A 21,025-nucleotide genomic window follows, 5' to 3' on the forward strand; every position below is an offset into this window, starting at 1 on the left:
GGACGGCCGTCGCAACGGGGGCTCACACCCAGTTGTTGCGCATCGCGTACCAGCCCAGCTGGACGCGTGACGCCACGGCGGCCAGATCCATCAGCGCCCGGACCCGGCGCTGCACCGTACGCGGCGACGTGCCCAGCTGATGGGCCGTCGCCGCGTCCGTGAGTCCGGACAGCATCAGCTGCAGAATGCGGCGGTCGGTGGGACTCAGGTCGCCGTCCTCGCGCAAATACGGGCGCGAGCGGCGCCACACCGACTCGAACAGCTCGATCGCCAGCACGACGAGCGGCGGCCGCAGCTCCAGCGACCGCCCCGGCTCCACTTGGACCATGGCCGTCTCACCGTCCGCGATGAGCAGTTTGATCAACGGCTGGTCGACGACCCGGACTTGGTGGCCCCGTTCCACCCGCAGGTCCAGCGCGCGCAGCGCGGCCGGCTCGGAGAGGAAGTCGCGGTCCACGACGATGCGGTACGACGCGTCCGGATTGCCGTCCTTGCGCATCGGCGGTCCACTTCCGTCTGTCCGCCGACCGTCCGGTCCGTCCGGTCCGTCCGGTCCGTCCGGCAGGGTCGTCGGTACGGGCGCCACCGTGTTCGCCCCCGACTGGAAGCCCCACAACGTGGTGCGGGCGGCGTACTCGATGTCGTAGACGCGCCGTGCCTGTTCCTCCCGGCTCTCCAGGACCCGGACGATATGGTCGTCGCTCCCGCCGGCGCCGGATCCCCACTGTCCGAGCAGCCGGGCCAGCGCGGCGTCCGCGCCCCGCAGATGGTCCTGCAACTCGGTGAGCGACGCGCGCAGGGCAGGACCGGACGACGCGGAGTCGGCGGGCCGCTGGGAGGGTGTTCCTGGGACGGGCGACATGCGCCCATTCTCGCCGCTCCCGTACACAACCGGCCAGGGACCCCCGTCGTGGCACGTCAGCGGCGTGCGGGTCCGCGGTGCCCGCCCTGTCGTGATTACGCCATGGCGGCCTCTCGCCAGCCCGAACGCCCCCATGAGGCAACGGAATTGGTGACGCTTCTGGTTCAGCGCCCTTTCGACCAGGAGTTGTTCCCTGTGAGACGCATCAGACCATGGCGGACCACCGCCGCCGGGCTCGCGGCCGTTGCCCTGCTGGGCGTCGGCATGCCCGCGGCCCAGGCCGGACCCGCCGCCACCGCACCCGTCACAGGCAGCGGCACCGACACCGCCCGCACCGTGACCGTCACCCTCGTCACCGGTGACGTCGTCGACGCCCGGGTCGGCCACGACGGCCGGGTCCTCTCGGCATCGCCCCGCCCCGTGGACGGCACCGACCACCCCGCCGCCGTGTGGCAGGACGGCAACCGCACCTACGTGTTCCCGCAGGGCGTCGAGAAGCTCGTCGACGCCGGACTCGTCGACGTGCGCCTCTTCGACATCGGCCGGCTCGTCGCCGACGGCTACGACGACGCCCACTCCGCCACCATGCCGGTGATCGTGGAGTACGCCGGGGGCCGCGTGCCCCGCACCGCCCGCCCCGGCGTCAGGACGACCGCCGCGCTCGACTCCATCGGCGGCGCCGGACTGGCCGTCACCAAGACGTCGGCCGCCGACGCCTGGAAGAACCTGGCCCCGGCGAAGGACTCGGCCCGTGCGGCCGGCGGCGTCACCAGGATCTGGCTCGACGCCAAGGTCCGGGGGAACGCCGTCGACGCACTCGGTACCCCGACCGTCCCCCTCACCGGAGCCGCCACCGCGCACAAGGCGGGGCTCGACGGGGCCGGCGTCAAGGTTGCCGTCCTGGACACCGGTGTGGACGCCGGCCACCCCGACCTCGCGGGCCGGATCAAGCAGACCAAGGTGTTCGTCCTCAACCAGGACGCCCAGGACCGCACCGGCCACGGCACCCACACCGCGTCCACGATCGCCGGAACGGGCGCCGCCTCCGCCGGCCGGTACGCGGGCATGGCCCCGGGCGCGGACCTCCTCGTCGGCAAGGTGCTCGGCGACGACGGCTCCGGCACCCTCAGCGGCATCGTCGACGGCATGGAGTGGGCCGTCGCCGAAGGTGCCCAGATCGTCTCCATGTCCCTCGGCGCCGACGGCTCCACCAGCTGCACCGGGCCGGACGTCGAAGCCGTCCAGCGGCTCAGCGGCAAGGCCCTGTTCGTCATCGCGGCGGGCAACGCCTCGCTGCGCGGCACCGTCTCCACGCCGGGCTGCGCCCCCGGAGCCCTCACCGTCGGCGCCGTCGACCGCAAGAACGAGACGGCGTCCTTCTCCAGCCGTGGACCCTCCGCCGACGGGATCAACGCCAAGCCCGACATCGCCTCCCAGGGCGTCGACGTCGTCGCGGCCCGCGCGGGCGGCCGTGACGCCCAGGCGTACCAGTCGATGTCCGGTACCTCCATGGCCACCCCGCACGTCGCCGGCGGCGCCGCGCTCCTGCTCCAGCAGCACCCCGGCCTGGCCCCCGCCCGCCTCAAGGCGCTGCTCACCTCGTCGGCGAAGGGCACCGACGCCCCCGTCCTCGACCAGGGCGCCGGGCCGATGGACGTGGCCCGGGCGACCACCCAGGCCGTCGTCGGCGACCCCAATCCGCTGCTGGGCGACTTCGCGTACCCGCAGGCCGGACTCGACGCGGTCGACCGTGCGGTCACGCTGACCAACGTCACGGACAAGGACGTCACGCTCACCGTCGCCGTCGGCGACGTCCGCGGCGACGACGGCTCCCGCGTCCGCGGCTTCGCCTCGGCCGCCCGCACCCGGGTCACCGTCCCCGCGAACGGCACCGCCGACGTCCCGGTGCGTATCGACCCCGCGGCGAAGCTCGACGCCGCCGACTACGGCACCCTCACCGGCCGCCTCGTCGGCACGGGCGCGCACGGCGTGCGCGTCACCGTTCCGTTCGGCGTGCACCTGGAGGTGCCGTCGGCCGACCTGACGGTCAAGGGCTTCGACCGGCACGGCGACCCGGCGTCGTCCCTCTCGACATTCCAGCTGTTCGACGACCACCGCGACAGCGCTCGGCGGTACACGATCGGCTACCCGACCGCCGGCAGCACCACGATCCGGGTGCCGCTCGGCAGCTACTCCCTCAGCGGGATGATCATGACCAGGGACGAGCCGGGCGACATCGGCAGCGTGGCCTCGGTCTCCCAGCTCTACCGGCCGGAGCTCACCGTCTCCGGCGACACCACCGTCACCCTGGACGCCCGCGACGCCGAGCGGGTCGCGTGGGACACCGACCGGGCGAGCCGGCCCAACGGCTTCGCGATCGGCCTGACCTACGGTCTGGACGACACCGGCCGGATGCTCGCCGGTTACGCGACCGCCGTTCCGTCATACGTCAAGGAGATCTACGCCCAGCCGGTCCGGCATGCCGACAAGGCCACCTTCCTCGCCTCCGTACGGCAGACCGCGCCGCAGGCCCGGTTCACCACGGGTGGCGGACGGGTCCTGGACTCGCTGCCGGTGCAGAAGGCCACCGAGTTCGACGGCCGGGGCTCCGCCGAGGTCGTCGCGATCGGCAAGGGCACGGACGCCAACTTCGCGGCCCAGGACCTGAAGGGCAAGGTCGCCCTGGTCGACGCCGGGACGGGCGGCGGCAACGCCTACCTGTGGGACACCGCTGCCAGGAAGGCCGGAGCCGCCGGTGTGCTGGCCGCGGTCCCCGACAGCAAGGGCCGCTTCCAGATAACCGGTCCCGAGGGGGGCCTTCCGCAGGCCACCATCACCTGGGACGACGCCCTCACGCTGAAGGCGGAGGCCGGTCAGGCGGGTTCGGCGAAGGTGAGCTGGTCCGGCACCGCGACCGCGAACAGCCCGTACGTCTACAACCTGGCGTACACCTCGAAGGACGCGATCCGCCCGGGCATCCAGCGGGTCCGTGACAGCAAGCTCGCCGTCACCGACGCCCGCTACCACGTGCAGCAGGCCACGGGCGACACGACGTACTGGTCCGATGTGAAGGTGGGACTGCCCGGCATGGCGGCGGTGTGGGCCGGTGGCACGACGCTGCCGCTGCACGCCCCGCAGCAGCGCACCGAGTACTTCACGCCGTCCGGCAGCGAGGGGCTGACCTGGACCACGCTGATGCGCCGGGACCTCGGCACGACCAGCGGGACCGCGTACGACGGACCGCGCGCGGTGCGGCAGGGCGCGTCCACGGCGAACTGGTACAAGTCGCCGTACGGCCCCGTGCGCAACACCTACAGCCCCGCGCTGATGACCCGTAACAGCAACCGGCTCACCTTCACCATCGCCCCGTTCGGCGACGCCGGGGGTCACGACTCCACCATCGCCCGGCTCGACTCCGGCACCCGTCAGCTGCTCGTGAACGGCGAGCCGCAGGCCCAGGTCTCGGGCATCTACGAGCTGCCCCGGGAGCAGGCCGACGTGACGTTCCGCCAGTCGTGGCAGCGGCCCGCCACCGGCATCGACCGCACCGGGCTGGCCTACAGCACGGAGTGGAACTTCCGCTCCGGCGCCGCCGACCAGGGCGCCCAGCGCCTTCTCGTCCCGGTGCTCGACCTGCCGTCCGATCTGCGCAACTCCCGCCCGGCGGGCGAGGCGACGACGATCGGCCTCGGGGCGGTCGTGGACGGTGCGGACGGTCCGGTGGCCCTGAGGGACGCCCGCGTCGAGTACGCCTACGGCAGTCAGACCACCACGGAGGCGGTCACCGACTGGCACCCGGCACAGATGAAGCGGTCGCACGGGACCTGGCAGGCGGTCGTGCCCGGCGACGTCCCCGCCGGCACCTTCGTCCATCTGCGCGTCACGCTCGCCGACGGGCAGGGTGCGCGGGTCGGCCAGACGATGGTCCGCGCCTACGAGGTCCGCTGAGACACGCCTGGGGCCTGTCCCGCGAAGATCCGCTGGACAGGCCCGCGGGGCCGCCCGTTCCGGGACGGCCCCGCGGCGTACGGACATCGGCTCAGGACGGCGGCACCCCCTCGCCATTGGCCCGGACGAGGTCGCGGAGTACACCGCCCGGCAGCTCGCCGGCGAGGGCCGGGGCGTCCTCGGACTCAGAGGACCACGCCGCCTACGATCTGGCCCGGGGCGCACCGCTGCGCCTCGTCGAGCGGAACGTGCCGTACCGCAAGGACTGATCCGGCCGTACGTCACCGGGCCGGGCCGTCACACGACGGCCCGGCCCTTTCGTGTGCCCCGGAGCGGTGGCGGGTCTACGACGCGTCGTCAAGTCGCCACCCTGAGAGCTCCGTTGAAGCCCCACTGCGCTGCGAGGATGCGACGAATCCACGCTCAGTGAACCTTGGGAGTTCCTTTCATGCAGGTCAGATCCATCGTCGCGGCCGCCGGTCTGGTGGCAGCGACACTCATACCCGTCACCGTCGCGCAAGCGGCCGGCCCGCCCGGCCAGGACACCACGGGCCGACCGGCCGTGCCCTCGACCTTCACGGTGCCGCTGCCCACCGGCGACACCGTCACGGTCGAACGCTCCGGCACCGCCATCCGCTCGGCCACGGTCAGCCCGGCGCCCGGCCGTGAGGGCGTCTCCTTCACCACCAGTTCCGTGGGAGCGGACGACGTCAGCGTCATCCCCGCGGACGCCGATCCGCTGCTCGCCGCCGGCCGGCTCGACCCCCGCCTCTTCGACGTCAAGGCGCTGCTGGAGGCCGGCTACGGCACGAAGGGCACCACCGCCGACGGTGGCGTGGGCATGATCGTCCAGCACGCCAAGGGAACCGGTGCGGCGAAGCAGGCCCGCAAGGCGGCCGGCAGCGCGGCCCGTCCCGGCCACACGATCCCCCGCCTGGGCCTGACCTCGCTCGACCCGCACGGCCGCACGGACGCCGCCGCCACCTGGGAGCGCCTCACCGCCGGCACCGGCCGCTCGCTGGCCGGCGGCGCGAACAAGCTCTGGCTCGACGGCCGGATGCACGTCGCCCTGGACAAGAGCGTCCCGCAGATCAACGCCCCACAGGCATGGTCCGACGGATACACCGGCAAGGGCGTCACCGTCGCCGTCCTCGACAGCGGCTACGACTCCGACCACCCGGACCTGGCGGGCCGGGTGAGCGTCTCGGCCAACTTCCTCGGCGGCGACACCGCCGAGGACGACAACGGCCACGGAACCCATGTGGCCTCCACCATCGCCGGCGTCGACAGCACCTACCGCGGCGTGGCCCCGGACGCGTCGCTGGCCGTGGGCAAGGTCTGTGACAACACCGGCTCCTGCCCGACCTCGGCGGTTCTGGCCGGCATCGACTGGGCCGTCAACACCGTCCACGCCAAGGTCGTCAACATGAGCCTGGGCGGGCCGGCCGACGAGACGGACCCCGCCATCGCGGCCATCAACGACCTGTCGGCGAGCAGCGGCACGCTGTTCGTCGTCGCCGCCGGCAATGACGGCGAGTACGGCACCGGCACGGTCGGGGCGCCCGCCATCGCCAACGCCACCCTCGCCGTCGGCGCGGTCGACGCCGACGACGAACTCGCCGCGTTCTCCAGCCGAGGCCCGCGCCCCAGCGACAACGCGGTCAAGCCCGACATCACGGCACCCGGCGTCAGTATCGTCGCTGCGAAGATGGGCGGCGGCCACACCTCCAAGAGCGGTACGTCGATGGCGACCCCGCACGTGGCGGGCTCCGCCGCGCTCGTCGCCCAGGCGCACCCCGACTGGAACGGCGAGCAGATCAAGACGGCGCTCATGAACAGCGCCGAGCCGAACACCAGGCGCTCGCCCTACCAGCAGGGCACCGGTCGGGTCGACGTGGGCCGCGCCGCCCGTCAGACGGTCCTCGCCTCCCCGGCCAACCTGACGACGACGGCCGGCTGGTCCGACGGCGCAGGCAAGGACACCGAGCACACCGTCACCTTCACCAACAACGGTGACAGCGCCACGACGCTCGACCTGGCCATCGAGAAGCCGCTCTCGCCCACCGCCCAGCCGGGCAACGCCGGGCAGTTCTCGGTGGACCGCGACCAGGTCACCGTTCCCGCGCACGGCACCGCGACCGCGACCGTCACCACCCGCGCCGCCCTGCTGCCGCACGGTCCGTGGTCCGCGGTCCTCACCGCTTCGCAGGACGGCAAGTCCGTCACCCGCACGATCCTCGCCGTCGACAGCCCCGTGCCCAGTCACCAGGTGACGCTTCACGCGGAGCAGCGCGACGGCACGCCGGCGACCGGCACCGCCCTGGTGGTCAACCGCTGGACCGGCGACCGCTACCCGGTCCGCATCACCGCGGGCACCGGAACGGTGACGGTGCCCGAGGCCCAGTACTGGATCGGCATGACGATCACCAGCGGCACCGGCACGGAGCGCACCACCACCATGGCCGCCACCTCCGTCACACCGCTCGATGACACCACGGTCGACCTCGACGCCCGCACCGCCGTCCCGGTCACCGTCGACGTCCACGACCCGGCCGCCCGTGCCACGGCCGTACAGGCCGCGCTCGCGCTGCCCGCCGGCACTGGGATGTACACGCTGAGCGTGGTCACCACCGGCGAGCGTGCCGGACAGTCCCTGTACGCGACGCCGTTCGCCGAGGCGGACGCCAAGTACCGTACGTTCGCCGTGTTCGCGTCCAAGGACGCCTCCACGCAGGCACCCAGCCCGTTCTTCTACCACGTGGCACGGACCTGGAACGACGGTGTGCCGGCCGGCCCCGCCTTCTCGGTCCACCGCCGTGACCTGACCGACGTACGCGTCCACCTCAACGCCCAGGGCGCCCCTGCCGCCGGTACCACCGGGGCCACGCCGGACGACGACGCCCTGCTGCCGCTCTTCATCGACCAACAGGTCCGCTTCCCCTCGATCGTGCGCGACTACCGCACAGCCGGTGAGTGGCTGGACCGGGCCACGATCGCCGGCCGTCAGTCGATCGCGACCTCGGCACAGACCTTCGGCCCGCACGCCCTGCGACGCCTGGACTTCGCGGCCGCGGTGGTCGGACCGGCGCTCCCCGCCGTGGCCGCCTACCGGGTCGACGACACCGTGGTCTGGGCCGGAACACCGTGGTTCGTCGACGGCGACGGCACCCGCGGCGGCTCCGACTGGGGCGCGACGGGAACGCTCAAGCTCGCCAAGGACGGGCAGCAGGTGAGTCAGTGGAGTGCCGTCGGCAGCGCCAAGTCCGTCGCGGCCCCGGCCGGTCCGGGCCGGTACACCCTGGACGCGGACCTCACCCGTGACCAGGCCTATGCCGCGCTGTCCACCCGGGTGCAGGCGCAGTGGGCCTTCGACTCGGACACCGACGCAGGGGCCGGCACCGTCCTGCCGCTGATGGCCGTCCGCTTCACCCCGCACGGTCTCGACGAGTCCGGCGGAGCCCGGTTCCTCGCCCTGACGCGGGTGGACCTGGCCGTCCAGCGCGCCCCGGGCGCCGCCGAGGCCACCGTCGGCCCCACCCGACTGGAGGTCAGCTGGGACGACGGGGTCACCTGGCACACCGTCAAGGTGGTGGCCACCGGGCACGGTTCGCCGGCACACGCCTACCTGATCGCACCCCTCCGTGCCTCGTACGCGACCCTGCGCGCCACGGTCGCCGCGAGTGACGGCAGCTCGGTGAAGCAGACCGTCACCCGGGCCTTCGAGGTCAACAAGTCCCTCGGCTAGACGGGACCCCGAGCGGGCCGGCGCCTTCCGGGGAGCCGGCCCGCTTTCACGTTCGCGGGCGTGGCGAGGATACGACATGACGTACTTTCGCCATCGTCGCTTCCCTGACAGCGGCGCCCCGCTCAACGGCCAGTAATCCCAAGGTGAACGAGCCCTTCCACCCTTCCGCCGAGCGGCTCCGGGCCCCGGCGGGCGGCCGTGGCCGTCGGCGAGACTGAGGCCCATGTCCACGCCCACGCCCCCGCTCGATCCCGGAAATCCCGCGAGGACCACTGAGGTGCCGGAGCGCGCGTCTCGTCCGCCCGCCCGCGAACCCGCGCACGACGACACGCCGACGGACACGGAGGAGAGGCTGCAGGCCGTCTTCCGGCAGTTGGGGGAGGACCTGCGGCGCGCCGAGTCGGCCGTGGCCGGCCTCGTCCGCGCCCGGCCCGCGGACGACGGTCTGGTGTACGTGGAGACCGTCGACGGCCCGGTGGCCCAGGGGCGCAGGATCCTGGAGCTGGAGACCGGCGCCCGGCACACGTTCCAGGCGTTCCTGACCGGACTGAACACCGTCACACCGGTCCCGAGGACCTTGACGTCGCCGGCGGACGCTGCGCCGCCCGGGGTCGACTCGGTCCCCGGGGTCACCTACCAGCTCCTGGTCGACCGCGACTTCCTCGCCGAACCGGCCGCGGTGGCCGCCCTGGAGGAGCGGGTGCGCCGAGGTGAGCAGGTCCGGGTGATCGACAGCCCCCTGCTGAAACTGGCCATCGCCGACGGTGAGGCCGGCATGGTCCAGCTCAGCCCGGAGCGCGCGGTGCTGCTGCGGCAGCCGCTCACCATGCTGGTCACCGAGCTGTTCGCGACGGCCTGGCGGCACTCCCGTCCGTATCTGCGCGAGGTCGCCGAACTCGCCCCGGTCGACCGGCAGATCCTCCAGCTGATGCTTTCCGGCCTCACGGACGCGGCCACCGCCAAGCAACTGGGCACCTCGCCGCGCACCGTCCAGCGCAGACTGCGGGCGCTGATGGACCTGGCGTCGGTGACGTCCCGGCTCCAGCTCGGCTGGTACGCCATGCGCAACAACTGGATGTGACGGCCGGTCGCATCCGCCGGATGGCGAAGCGCCGACAGCACGCACGCTGTCGCACACTCGCCACCGGTACGCCTTGTCGTGGCGCGCGGGCATCCGCGAGGCTCCGGGGATCTCCCTGCACTTCCCCCGTGTCGACAAGGAGCCCCGCGTGCCCGGATCCAGACGGTTCCCCCTACTGGCGGCGGCCGCCGCCCTCGCCCTGAGCGTGAGCGGCCTCGGCCAGACACCAGGCGTGGCCGCCCCGTCCGTCCCCGAAAGCCCCGGCCCAGCAGCGCAGCCCACGGAGCACCAGGTCACGCTCCTCACCGGTGACGTGGTGCGTCTGACCCAGTGGCCGGACGGCCGCCGCTCGGCGATGATCGTCCCCGCCGAGGGCGGCACCGTCCGCCACAACGCGTTCATCAGCGAATCGTCCGACGGCCTGTTCGTCATCCCCGAACAGGCGCAGGAGCTGGTCGACGCGGGCAAGGTCGACGCGCGGCTGTTCAACGTCAGCGCCCTGGTCGAGCAGGGGTACGACGACGCGCGCTCCGCCGACCTGCCATTGATCGTCTCCTACGGCTCCGGTGCCCGCGCGGCCCGTGCCGCCGTGCCCGACGGCGCCGCGCGCACCCGCACGCTGACAAGCGTCGGCGGCACAGCGCTCCGTACGCACAAGAAGCGGGCCCGGACGTTCTGGGACGAGGCGGTGCGACCCGGAAGCAAGGACGCGAAGACCGCGCTCGACGGGGGGATGACCCGGATCTGGCTCGATGCCAAGGTGACGGCCTCCCTCGACCGGAGTGTCCCGCAGATCGGTGCCCCGGCCGCCTGGCAGGCCGGCTACGACGGCAAGGGCGTGAAGGTCGCCGTGCTCGACAGCGGCATCGACGCGACCCATCCCGACCTGAGCGGCAAGGTCGTCGAGTCCCGCAACTTCACCACCGAGGGCGACACCGCGTCGGTGGTCGACAACAACGGCCACGGCACCCATGTCGCCGACACCGTCGTCGGCAGCGGCGCAGCCTCCGGCGGGAAGTACAAGGGCGTCGCCCCCGGCGCACAGCTCGTCATCGGCAAGGTGCTCGACAAGAACGGCCAGGGGAGCACGTCGGCCGTCATCGGCGCCATGGAGTGGGCCGCGCACACCGGTGCCAAGGTGATCAGCATGAGCCTGGGCAGCGGCCCCGGCAACGGGGACGATCCGTCCAGCCTGGCCGTCGAACGCCTCACCGCGGAGACCGGGGCGCTGTTCGTCATCGCGGCCGGCAACGACGGACCCGCGCCGAACACCGTCGCCAACCCCGCCGCCGCCCCCTCCGCCCTGGCCGTCGCGGCCGTCGACCACAACGACGCCACCGCGTCGTTCTCCAGCCGGGGTCCGCTCACCAACGGCTCGCTCAAGCCCGACATCGCCGCGCCCGGCGTCGGCATCGTCGCCGCCCGCGCCGCCGGTACCTCCAAGGGCCAGACCGTCGACGACCACTACACGGCGCTCAGCGGCACCTCCATGGCCACCCCGCACGTGTCGGGCGCGGCGGCGATCCTCGCCCAGCAGCACCCCGACTGGTCGCCGCAGCGGCTGAAGGACGCCCTGATGTCGACCTCCGAGTCCGTGGCGGGGGCCACGGGGTACGAGCAGGGTGCGGGTCGGGTGGACATCGGCCGGACTACGGACCGGACGCTCTTCGCGACCGGTTCCGTCGGTTTCGGCTTCTTCAAGTACGGCGCGGCGAACGAGCCGGTCGCCCGCACCGTGACCTACCGCAACGACGGTGACATCGCGCAGATCCTCGACCTGTCCGTACGCGGTGACAACGGCCTCGGCACCCCGCTGCCCGCCGGCATGGTGACCCCTTCCGCCGACACCGTCACCGTGCCGGCGCACGGCACCGCCGAGGTCGGCCTCACCGCAGATCCCGCGGCCGGACCGAGCGGCCGGATCAGCGGGACGCTGGCCGCCCAGGCGCGCGACGGATCGGCCACCGTGCACACCGAGTTCGGTCTGGTGAAGGAGGACCGGGTGGTCGCCCTCACCGTGCACGCCGTCAACCACGCCGGGCAGCTCGCCTACCGCAACAGCGACGTGAGCCTCTACAACCTGGACACCGGCGCCCTCTCCACGCTTCCCCTCAACGCCAAGGGTGACGTGGTCTTCCGCGTGAAGCCGGGCACGTACAGCCTGATGGGCTTCCTCGCCGGGTTCGACGAGGCGGGCAAGCAGGTCGTCGACTTCACGCTGGCCGGTGACCCTCAGATGGTCGTCGACAGCGACCGCACGGTCACCCTCGACGGCACCGCCGCGAAGGAGATCAAGGTCAAGACACCGACCCCGGCCGAGCACCGCGGCCTGATGGTGGGGTACGAACGCTCCAGCGGATCTCGCTCGGCGGCGCAGATCGCGCAGCTCGACCAGTACGTGGACCACGTGTACGCGCTGCCGACCGAGAAGACCACCCGCGAGAGCTTCACCCTGTTCACCCAGCGGGTGATGTACAGCCCCGAGATCCGCATCGACGCGGTCGGACACGGAGCCGTGCGCAGCCCGGAGTACGTGGTCGGCTCACCGAAGCTGGACGGCATCTCGCTGCGCCGGGTCGTCCCGGTCGGCACCGCCTCGCCGGCCGACCTCACCGGAGTGAAGCTGTCCGGCAGGATCGCGCTGGTCCGCGCCTCGGCGGACCTCTCGCTCACCGACCAGGTCACGGCGGCGGCGAAGGCCGGAGCCAAGGCGGTGATCCTCTACACCACCGAGCCCGGCCGGTACCTCGCCTCGGCGGGTACGGCCACCCTGCCGGTGCCCGCTCTCACGCTCGACGCCGATCCCGGGCGGACACTGGCCCAGCAGGCCGCGTCCGGACACCAGGTCCTGCTGATCGCCGCGGAGGCCGACAGCCGGTACGCCTACGACCTGCTGTTCCCGTGGGACGGGCAGATCCCCGACGACACCACGCTCAAGGTCGACACGACCACCACGGCCCGGGTCGAGGCCGACTACCACTCCCAGACCGGGCACCCCGCCGCCCAGGACCTGCGTTGGGCCTACCGGCCGGGCCAGGTGATCGCCACCTCCTGGACCACGCCGCGACCCCTGCCCGCGCCGATCCACCGCACCGAGTGGGTGTCGGCGAACGGAGTGACGTGGCGTCACCTCGTCTATCTGGACAAGGAATGGGGCAGCCACTACAGCGGCCCGATGACCGACTACAGCCCCGGCCAGGTCGTCAAGGAGGACTGGCTCAAGCAGGTGGCCCGGCCGGCCGTTCCCGAGAACGACCCCGAGTACGTTCCGGTACGCGGCGCCACCCAGATGAACCTGGCCATCACTCCCTGGACCGACTCCCAGGCAGGGCACGACGGCGTCTACTCCTACGTCACCGACAAGTTCACCACCCAGCTCTCCGCGCACGGTGAGGTGCTGGCGAAACGCATTACTGCCACCGGCTCGTTCCCCGCTCCGTACGCCGAGCCGACCGAGTACACCCTGGTCATGGACAGTGCCCGCACCGCCGAGTACTGGAAGCTGTCCACGAACACGCACTCGGAGTGGCGGTTCACCTCGGCCCGTCCGGCCTCCGGCACCGCGCCGCTTCCACTGCTGCAGCTCTACTACGACCTGCCGCTGGACCTGCTCAACCGTGCTCCCGCAGGCGGGAAGTTCAGCTTCGCCGTGCGTACGGAGGAGCCCGGCACCGCAGGCCCCGTGCGGGCCAGGACGCTGACGGCGGACGTCTCGTACGACGACGGAACGACCTGGCACAGGGCGGGGGTGACCGGCGGTGCCGACGGCCGGTTCACCGTCTCCACCCACCACCCCAAGGGCTCCGGCTTCGTGTCGTTGCGCATCGGCGCCGAGGACGCCGACGGCAACTCGGTGCAGCAGACCATCACCCGGGCGTACGCCGTGAAATGACGGGAGCGGCCCGCCCCGTCGGGTGCCCCCGGACGCCGCCGCGTCCGGGGGCACCCGACGTTCTGGCGGCATATCCATGCCCGTCCGGACGGTCGGTTGGCGAGTGCGCGCCATGTCGCCAACTCGCCAGCCCTGCAAGCCCGGTGACGCGTTGTGCCACTCCCATACTGCTGTGTGGTCACCACCGCGCGATCACGCCGCGGCCCTCGTGCGGATTTCCTGTGAAGGAGAGTGCGTGTTGAGGCAAGTCCCCCTACGACGGCGCGCCGTCGTCGCAGCCCTGCTCTCGGGTGTCATGAGCCTGCCACTGATGGGGGCGCTGCCCGCGTCGGCGGCCGCCCCGCCCGAGCCGAGCCCGTACGCACAGAAGACCGACAGTTCGGTGCGCGTGCAGCTCGACGCCAAGGATCCGGTCACCTTCTGGGTCCAGCTCGGCGAGCAGGCCGACACCACCGCCGCGCGCAAGGAGAAGAAGAAGGCCGACCGGGGCCGCGCCGTCATCGCGGCCAAGAAGGCCGAAGCCGGCCGGAGTCAGGCCGCAGTCGTGTCCCTGCTCAAGAAGGCCGGCGCGCCCTACACGTCGTACTGGATCGCCAACACGCTCAAGGTGACCGGCGACAAGGACCTCGCCCGGAAGATCGCCGCGCGCCCCGAAGTCACCGCGATCGAGGAGGACGAACCGCTCGTCCTCCCGCACTCCACCACCGGCGGCCGGGTGAACACCGTCGAGGGCGTGGAATGGAACGTCGACCGGATCGGCGCCCCCAAGGTCTGGAACGACCTCGGCAAGCACGGCGAGGGCATCGTCGTCGCCAACATCGACTCCGGAGTCGACTACCGTCACCCCGCCCTGGCCGGAAGCTACCGGGGCCACCGCGCCGACGGCACGTACGACCACGCCTACAACTGGTTCGACCCCTCGGACGACTGCACCGGCGACAGCCCGTGCGACAACGACGGGCACGGCACCCACACCATGGGCACCATGGCCGGCGACGACGGCACCGGCAACGCCGTCGGTGTCGCCCCCGGAGCGACCTGGATCGCCGCCAAGGCCTGTGAGAACAACGCCTGCCCGCGCGACGCGCTGCTCGCCGCCGGACAGTGGATCCTCGCCCCGACCGACCTGACAGGCGCCGATCCCCGGCCCGACCTGGCCCCGGACGTCGTCAACAACTCCTGGGGCACCACCGCACTCGACCTCTGGTACAAGGCCACCGTCCAGGCGTGGCGCGACGCCGGCATCTTCGCCTCGTTCTCCAACGGCAACGCCGGCCCGAACTGTGTGACGACCGGGTCGCCCGGCGGCTACGACAACGCCTACTCCTCCGGTGCCTTCGACAGCAACGGGGACATCGCCGACTTCTCCTCGCGCGGCGCCGGTGAGGGAAGCGGCATCAAGCCCGACCTGGCCGCACCCGGCGTCGACATCCGCTCCGCCTGGCCGGGCGGTGGGTACCAGTCCCTCAACGGCACGTCGATGGCCGCCCCGCACACCGCCGCGACCGTCGCCCTGATGTGGTCCGCCTCGCCCGACATCCGCGGCAACGTCGATGAGACGGAACGTCTGCTCGACAGCACCGCCGTCGACACGTTCGACCCGACGTGCGGCGGGACCGCGGCCAACAACAACGTCTGGGGCGAGGGCAAGCTGGACGCCTACGCGGCCGTCATGTCGACCCCGCGCGGCCCGCTCGGCGCGCTGACCGGCACCGTCACCGCCGACGGCCAGCCCCTCGCCGGGGCGACGGTGCGTCTGGACGGCCCCATGCAGGCGAGCGTCCGCACCGCCGACGACGGCACCTACGCCCTCGGCAGGACGATGGCCGGCGACTACACCGTGTCCGTCTCGCTGTACGGCTACCTCACCGACACAGCCGTCGTCACCGTCGTCGCCAACGGCACGGTGACCCGGAACGCCGACCTGAAGACCGCGCCCACCGGAACGGTGACCGGCACCGTGCGCGTCAAGGGAGGCCCCGAGGCGGGTGCGAAGCTGGAGGTCTCCGGCACGCCCGTCTCACTGACGACGGGCGACGACGGCACGTACACGCTCGAACTGCCGCTGGGAACCCATCAGGTGGCGGTCACCCCCGGCGACAAGTGCGCCAAGGCCGTTGCCTTCCAGATCACCGTCGGGGACGGCACGAGCAGCAAGGACCTCGACCTGCCCGTACGCACGGACGGCTTCGGCACCACGTGCCAGGTCGTGGCGGGCGTCCCGTACCCGACCGGTGAGACCAAGCTGCCGCTCAGCGGGGCATCGGGCAGCGCCCCCGTCGAACTGCCCTTCCCCGTAGCCCTGTACGGCCACACGTACACCGCGGCCAACATCACCGTCGAGGGCGTCCTCGCCCTCGGACCCGGCAGCACGACCAACATCAATGAGGAACTGCCGTTCACCGGCTCCCCGAACGGCGCTCTCTACCCGTTCTGGGACAACTTCCTGATGGACTCCTCCTCCGGCGTCTACACCGCGTTCCGGGGCACCGCGCCGCATCGTGAACTCGTCGTCGAGTGGCGCAACATGATCCTGAGCGACAACAAGCCCCAGCGTGTGAGCTTCGCAGCCGTCATGAACGAGGACGGCGGCTACACCTTCCACTACAAGGACATCGAGGACGGCGCCGCCGAACGCGGCTCCAGCGCCACCGTCGGAGCCGAGAACCACGACGGCACCGACGCCTTCCAGTACTCCTGCAACGAAACCGCCCTGCGCGACGGCATGACCATCTCCTTCCGGCCCGGGAAGACCGCGTCCCTCGCCGGCGCGGTCACCGACGCCAACGACGGCAAGGCCCTCGCCGGAGCCGGCGTGACCGTCAGCCGCGACGGGGCGACGGTGGGCACCGGCACCTCGGGCGCCGACGGCCAGTACCTCGTACAGGTCCCGGCCAAGGACGCGGGCGCGTACGAGATCCGCGTCGACGCACCCCACTACGAGGCCGTCACCCGCACGGCGACGCTCGGTGGCGGCGACGTCTCGCGCGCCGACAGCGCGCTGCGCACCGGCCGGGTGACGGCCTCGCCCGACGACGGCTGGCAGCTCGTCGTCCCGGCGGGGGAACACCGCACCCGCACCTTCACCCTCGCCAACTCCGGACTCGCCGCCGACTTCACCGTCGCGGAGAAGGACGGTGCCGGCTGGCTGAAGGCCGACCCGGCCGCCGGCCTGCTCGCCACCGACGCCCCACAGAAGGTGACCGTCACCTTCGACGCCTCGGGCGCCACGCCCGGCTCCGTTCTGCGCGGCACCCTGCGGGTGGCGTCCGAGAGCGGCCGTGCGCCGGCCATCGACATCCCCGTCACCGTCGCCGTGCCCGCCTACCGCACCGCGATCGACACCGGGTCCGGTGCCGGGGGACCGGTGGCCGACTCGGCCGGTGACCTCTGGACCCCGGACCGGGCCTACACCGAGGGCTCGTACGGATATCTCGGCCGCACCGGAACCGTCACCACACGTAGGTCCATCGCCGGCACCGACGACCAGGCGCTGTACTCCAGCGCCGCGAAGGGCGCCTACGAGTACCGCTTCGACGGTCTCCCGGACGGCGCGTACCAGGTGGAGCTCGGATTCGCCGAGCTGAGCAACACCCGGCCCGGCAAGCGGGTGTTCGACGTCCTCGCCGAAGGCGTCCAGGAACTCCCGGACGTCGACATCGCCCTGGAGGCGGGCGGCACCTACCGCGCACTGGCCCGGACGTTCACCGTCCACGTCGGCGACGGACAGCTCAACCTGCGGTTCGCGAGCCCCTCCGACCAGCCGCTCGTCAACTCCATCCGCGTCACCCACCGGCCCGACCTGGGCTGACCCCGAACCCCGGTGCGGTGCGGACCGGCCTCCGGGCCCGGTCCGCACCCGTGCCGGCCCCGCAAGAGAACCCTTTGGAAAGAGAGTGCGTACGTGAGACAGCAACTCGCGCGACGGCAAGGCCTGATGGCCGCCGCGCTCACCCTGGCCATGGGGGTGCCGCTCCTCGCAGCGGTGCCCGCCTCCGCGGACCCGGCCCCGACGCCCGCGTCCCAGCTGCTGGGCAAGGCCGACACCGAGGTGGTCCGGCAGCTGGACAAGAAAGCGACCACGACGTTCTGGGTGCAGCTCGGCTCCAAGGCCGACACCTCGGCCGCGAAGGGGGCGAAGACCCGGGTGGGCCGGGACAAGGCCCTCATCGCGGCCAAGAAGCGGCACGCCGCCACCACCCAGGCCGGCATCGAGGCTCTGGTGAAGAAGGCGGGTGCGCACTCCACCTCGTACTGGATCAGCAACACCCTCAAGGTCACGGGCGACAAGTCACTCGCCGAGAAGATCGCCGCCCGCCCGGAGGTCGCCTCCATCGCGGCCGACAAGCTCCTCCAGCTGCCCGAGGAACTGCCCGCCGAGCAGGAACCGACGGTCAACGGAGTCGAGTGGAACCTCGACAGCATCAACGTGCCCAAGGTCTGGGACGAGTTGGGCATCAACGGAAGCGGCACCGTCGTCGCCAACATCGACACCGGCGTCGACTACCAGCACTCGACGCTGATGAACAAGTACCGCGGTCTCAAGGCCGACGGCACGTACCAGCACGAGTACAACTGGTTCGACGCCACCGCGAGCTGCTCGGGTGACGCCCCCTGCGACGACCACGGGCACGGCACCCACACCATGGGCACCATGGTCGGGGACGACCGCGACGGCAACAAGATCGGTGTCGCGCCGGGCGCCCAGTGGATCGCGGCCAGGGCGTGCACCCCGCTCGGCTGCGAGCAGGACGCGCTGATGGCCGCCGGCCAGTGGATCCTCGCGCCCACCGACCGCAACGGCCAGAACCCGCGCCCGGACCTGGCCCCCGACGTCGTCAACAACTCCTGGGGTGCCGACGTCATCGACACCTGGTACAAGGACATGGTCCAGGCGTGGACCGACGCGGGGATCTTCCCGGCGTTCTCCAACGGCAACGCCGGCCCCGACTGCGCCACCGCAGGTTCCCCGGGCGCCTACACCAACAGCTACGCCACCGGCGCCTTCGACAGCGCCGGCGACATCGCGTCCTTCTCGTCCCGGGGCACGGGCGAGGACGGCGCCGTCAAGCCCGACATCGCAGCCCCGGGCGTCGACGTCCGTTCGGCCGCCCCCGGCGGCGGCTACGCCGTCATGTCCGGTACGTCGATGGCCTCACCCCACACCGCCGCCACCGTCGCCCTGATGTGGGCGGCGTCCCCGGCGATCCGGGGCGACGTCGCGGCCACCGAACGCCTCCTCGACCGCACCGCCCACGACGTGGACGACACCACGTGCGGCGGCAGCGCCGAGAACAACAACGTCTACGGTGAGGGCCGGCTCGACGCCTACGAGGCCGTCGCATCCGTCCCCCGCGGCCCGCTCGGCGGCCTCACCGGCAACGTCACCACCGACGGCGCACCGCTGGCCGGCGCCACCGTGGAACTCGACGGCCCGATGAACGCCCTCGCTGAAACCCGCGCCGACGGCACGTACAGCCTGCCGAAGCTCATGGTCGGCGATTACAAGGTCGAGGTCACCAAGTTCGGCTACACGACCGCCGAATCGACCGCCACCGTCACCGAGGGCGGCACCGCCACCCGCGACCTGGCCCTCGCCCTCGCGCCCATCGGCACGCTCACCGGCACCGTGACCACGCTGTCCGGCCCCGAGGCCGGCGCGAAGATCGTGGTGGCGGGTGCCCCCGCCGACACCACCACCACGACGGCGGCCGACGGTACGTACGCGCTCCGGCTCCCGGCCGGTGCCTACCAGTTGACGATCACCCCGGTCTCCCGCTGCGCCACGATCGGTTCGTTCGGCGTCCAGGTCGTCGCGGGCGAGGCCGGCAAGGACCTCACCCTGCCCAACCGCGGCGACCGGTTCGGCACCGTCTGCCGGACCACGCACGACACCGCGTTCCCCTCCGGCGCCACCAAGCTCAGCACCAGCAGCGACTACGACGGCTCGACCACGGTCAAGTTCCCCTTCCCGGTGGCGCTGTACGGCAAGACGTACCGGCAGGCCGCCGCGAACATCGAGGGCTACCTCAGTTTCGAGACGTCCAGCAGCCTCAGCGCCAACCGGACCGTCCCCTATCCGGGACTCCCCAACGGCTCGCTCTACCCGTTCTGGGACAATCTTCAGCTGGCCAACGACGGCGGCGACATCTACTGGTCGGCCCGCGGCACCGCCCCGCACCGCGAGATCGTCGTGGAGTGGCGCAACGCGGTGACGTCCACCGCGCGCACGCAGAGGCTCGACTTCTCCGTGGTGCTCGGTGAGGACGGCACGTACTCCTTCCACTACCGCAACCCCACCGGCGGCGACTACGCGAAGGGCCTGGGCGCCACCATCGGGGCCGAGAACGCGGACGGCACCGACGCGCTGGAGTACTCGTACAACGAGGCGTCCGTGAGCGACGGCCTCGCCGTCGAGTTCCGGCCCACCCGCAGCGCCGCCCTGACCGGCACCGTCACCGACGGCAACGACGCCAAGGCGCTCGCCGGAGCCACCGTCACCGTCTCGCGTGACGGCGAGCCCGTAGCCACCGGCACCACGGAGTCCGACGGAACCTACCTGGTGCAGACGCCGGTGACCGGCGACAAGACCGACTACGACGTCACCGTCACCGCCGCGCACTACGGCGCGGGTACGCGTACCGTCGCCCTCGCCACGGGCTCCACGGAACAGTTCTCCACCGCGCTGACCACCGGAAAGGTCACCGCCACCCCGGCCACCGCGACGACCTTGGTCGTGCCCGCCGAGGAGAGCCGTCAGCGCACCCTCACCCTCGCCAACTCCGCCTCCGAAACCGGCTACACGGTCACCGAGACGAGTGGTGCCTCCTGGTTCAGCGCCGCACCCGCACAGGGGCAGCTGGCCAAGGGCGATGAGCAGAAGGTCGTCCTGACCTTCGACACGCACGGCGTGGCACCCGGCACCGCCCTCAAGGGCACCGTCGTCGTCGCCTCCGACAGCGGACGCGCCCCGGAGATCAGGATTCCGGTGACCGTGTCCGTGCCCGCCTACCGCACGGCGATCGAGGCCGGCGGGGCCAAGGCGTACACCGACTCCGCCGCCGACACCTGGACCCCGGACCAGAAGTACACGGCCGGCTCGTACGGCTTCGTCGGCCGGTCCACGAAGGTGAGCACCACCAACGCCATCGAGGACACCACCGACGACAGGCTGCTGCGCACCGCCCGCGAGGGCGCTCTCGAGTACCGCTTCGACCAGGTGCCGAACGGCACCTACCAGGTCGAGCTGGACTTCGCGGAGCTCGGCAAGGTCACGGCCGGACAGCGCCTCACCGACGTCCTCGCCGAGGGCTCCGTCCGCCTGCCCGACCTCGACATCGTCGCCGAGACCGGCGGCAGCTACCGGGCGCTCGCCAAGTCCTTCACGGTCACCGTCACCGACGGCCAGCTGAACGTCCGGCTGGTCGCCACCGGCGCCGAGAAGACCCTCGTCAACGCCATCCGCGTCACCCAGCGTCCCGACCTGAGCAGCTGATC

General features: G+C 72.1%; 7 protein-coding genes. 6 read left to right on the forward strand and 1 reads right to left on the reverse strand.

Annotated elements, in window-relative coordinates; genetic code table 11:
- Positions 1–22 precede the first annotated feature (22 nt).
- Complete coding sequence (locus OG959_RS35210) at positions 23–862, reverse strand: helix-turn-helix transcriptional regulator (RefSeq protein WP_326665046.1); 840 nt, start codon at positions 860–862, stop codon at positions 23–25.
- Positions 863–1,057: 195 nt separating this feature from the next.
- Between OG959_RS35210 and OG959_RS35215 the strand changes: the two genes are divergently transcribed.
- From OG959_RS35215 to OG959_RS35240, 6 genes are all read left to right on the forward strand, one after another.
- The gene (locus tag OG959_RS35215; RefSeq protein WP_326665048.1) at positions 1,058–4,810 is read left to right on the forward strand and encodes a S8 family serine peptidase; all 3,753 of its coding nucleotides are present in this window, start codon (positions 1,058–1,060) and stop codon (positions 4,808–4,810) included.
- 448 nt (positions 4,811–5,258) lie between these two features.
- A complete protein-coding gene (locus tag OG959_RS35220) occupies positions 5,259–8,555 on the forward strand; it encodes a S8 family serine peptidase (protein ID WP_326665049.1) in 3,297 nt (1,098 codons plus the stop codon).
- A 223-nt stretch (positions 8,556–8,778) separates the two neighbouring features.
- Positions 8,779–9,636 carry a helix-turn-helix transcriptional regulator gene (locus OG959_RS35225; RefSeq protein WP_326665050.1) on the forward strand — a complete coding sequence of 286 codons (858 nt, stop codon included), beginning with the start codon at positions 8,779–8,781 and terminating at the stop codon, positions 9,634–9,636.
- A gap of 148 nt (positions 9,637–9,784) precedes the next feature.
- Positions 9,785–13,528, forward strand: coding sequence for a S8 family serine peptidase (locus tag OG959_RS35230; RefSeq protein WP_326665051.1), 3,744 nt, complete (start codon positions 9,785–9,787; stop codon positions 13,526–13,528).
- A 235-nt stretch (positions 13,529–13,763) separates the two neighbouring features.
- Entirely contained in the window at positions 13,764–17,339 is a 3,576-nt protein-coding gene (locus OG959_RS35235; RefSeq protein ID WP_326665052.1) for a S8 family serine peptidase, read from the forward strand.
- A 93-nt stretch (positions 17,340–17,432) separates the two neighbouring features.
- Positions 17,433–21,023: a S8 family serine peptidase gene (locus tag OG959_RS35240; RefSeq protein WP_326665054.1), complete on the forward strand. Its 3,591-nt coding sequence runs from the start codon at positions 17,433–17,435 to the stop codon at positions 21,021–21,023.
- The last annotated feature ends 2 nt before the right edge of the window (positions 21,024–21,025 follow it).

It is taken from the genome of Streptomyces sp. NBC_00385 (assembly GCF_035917155.1).
In the GTDB taxonomy this organism is placed as follows: Bacteria; Actinomycetota; Actinomycetes; order Streptomycetales; family Streptomycetaceae; genus Streptomyces; species Streptomyces poriferorum.

Bases quoted from the DNA above. Each gene is read 5' to 3' on its own strand.
- OG959_RS35210 (WP_326665046.1), bottom strand. From the start codon at position 862: ATGTCGCCCGTCCCAGGAACACCCTCCCAGCGGCCCGCCGACTCCGCG.
- OG959_RS35220 (WP_326665049.1), top strand. From the start codon at position 5,259: ATGCAGGTCAGATCCATCGTCGCGGCCGCCGGTCTGGTGGCAGCGACA.
- OG959_RS35225 (WP_326665050.1), top strand. From the start codon at position 8,779: ATGTCCACGCCCACGCCCCCGCTCGATCCCGGAAATCCCGCGAGGACC.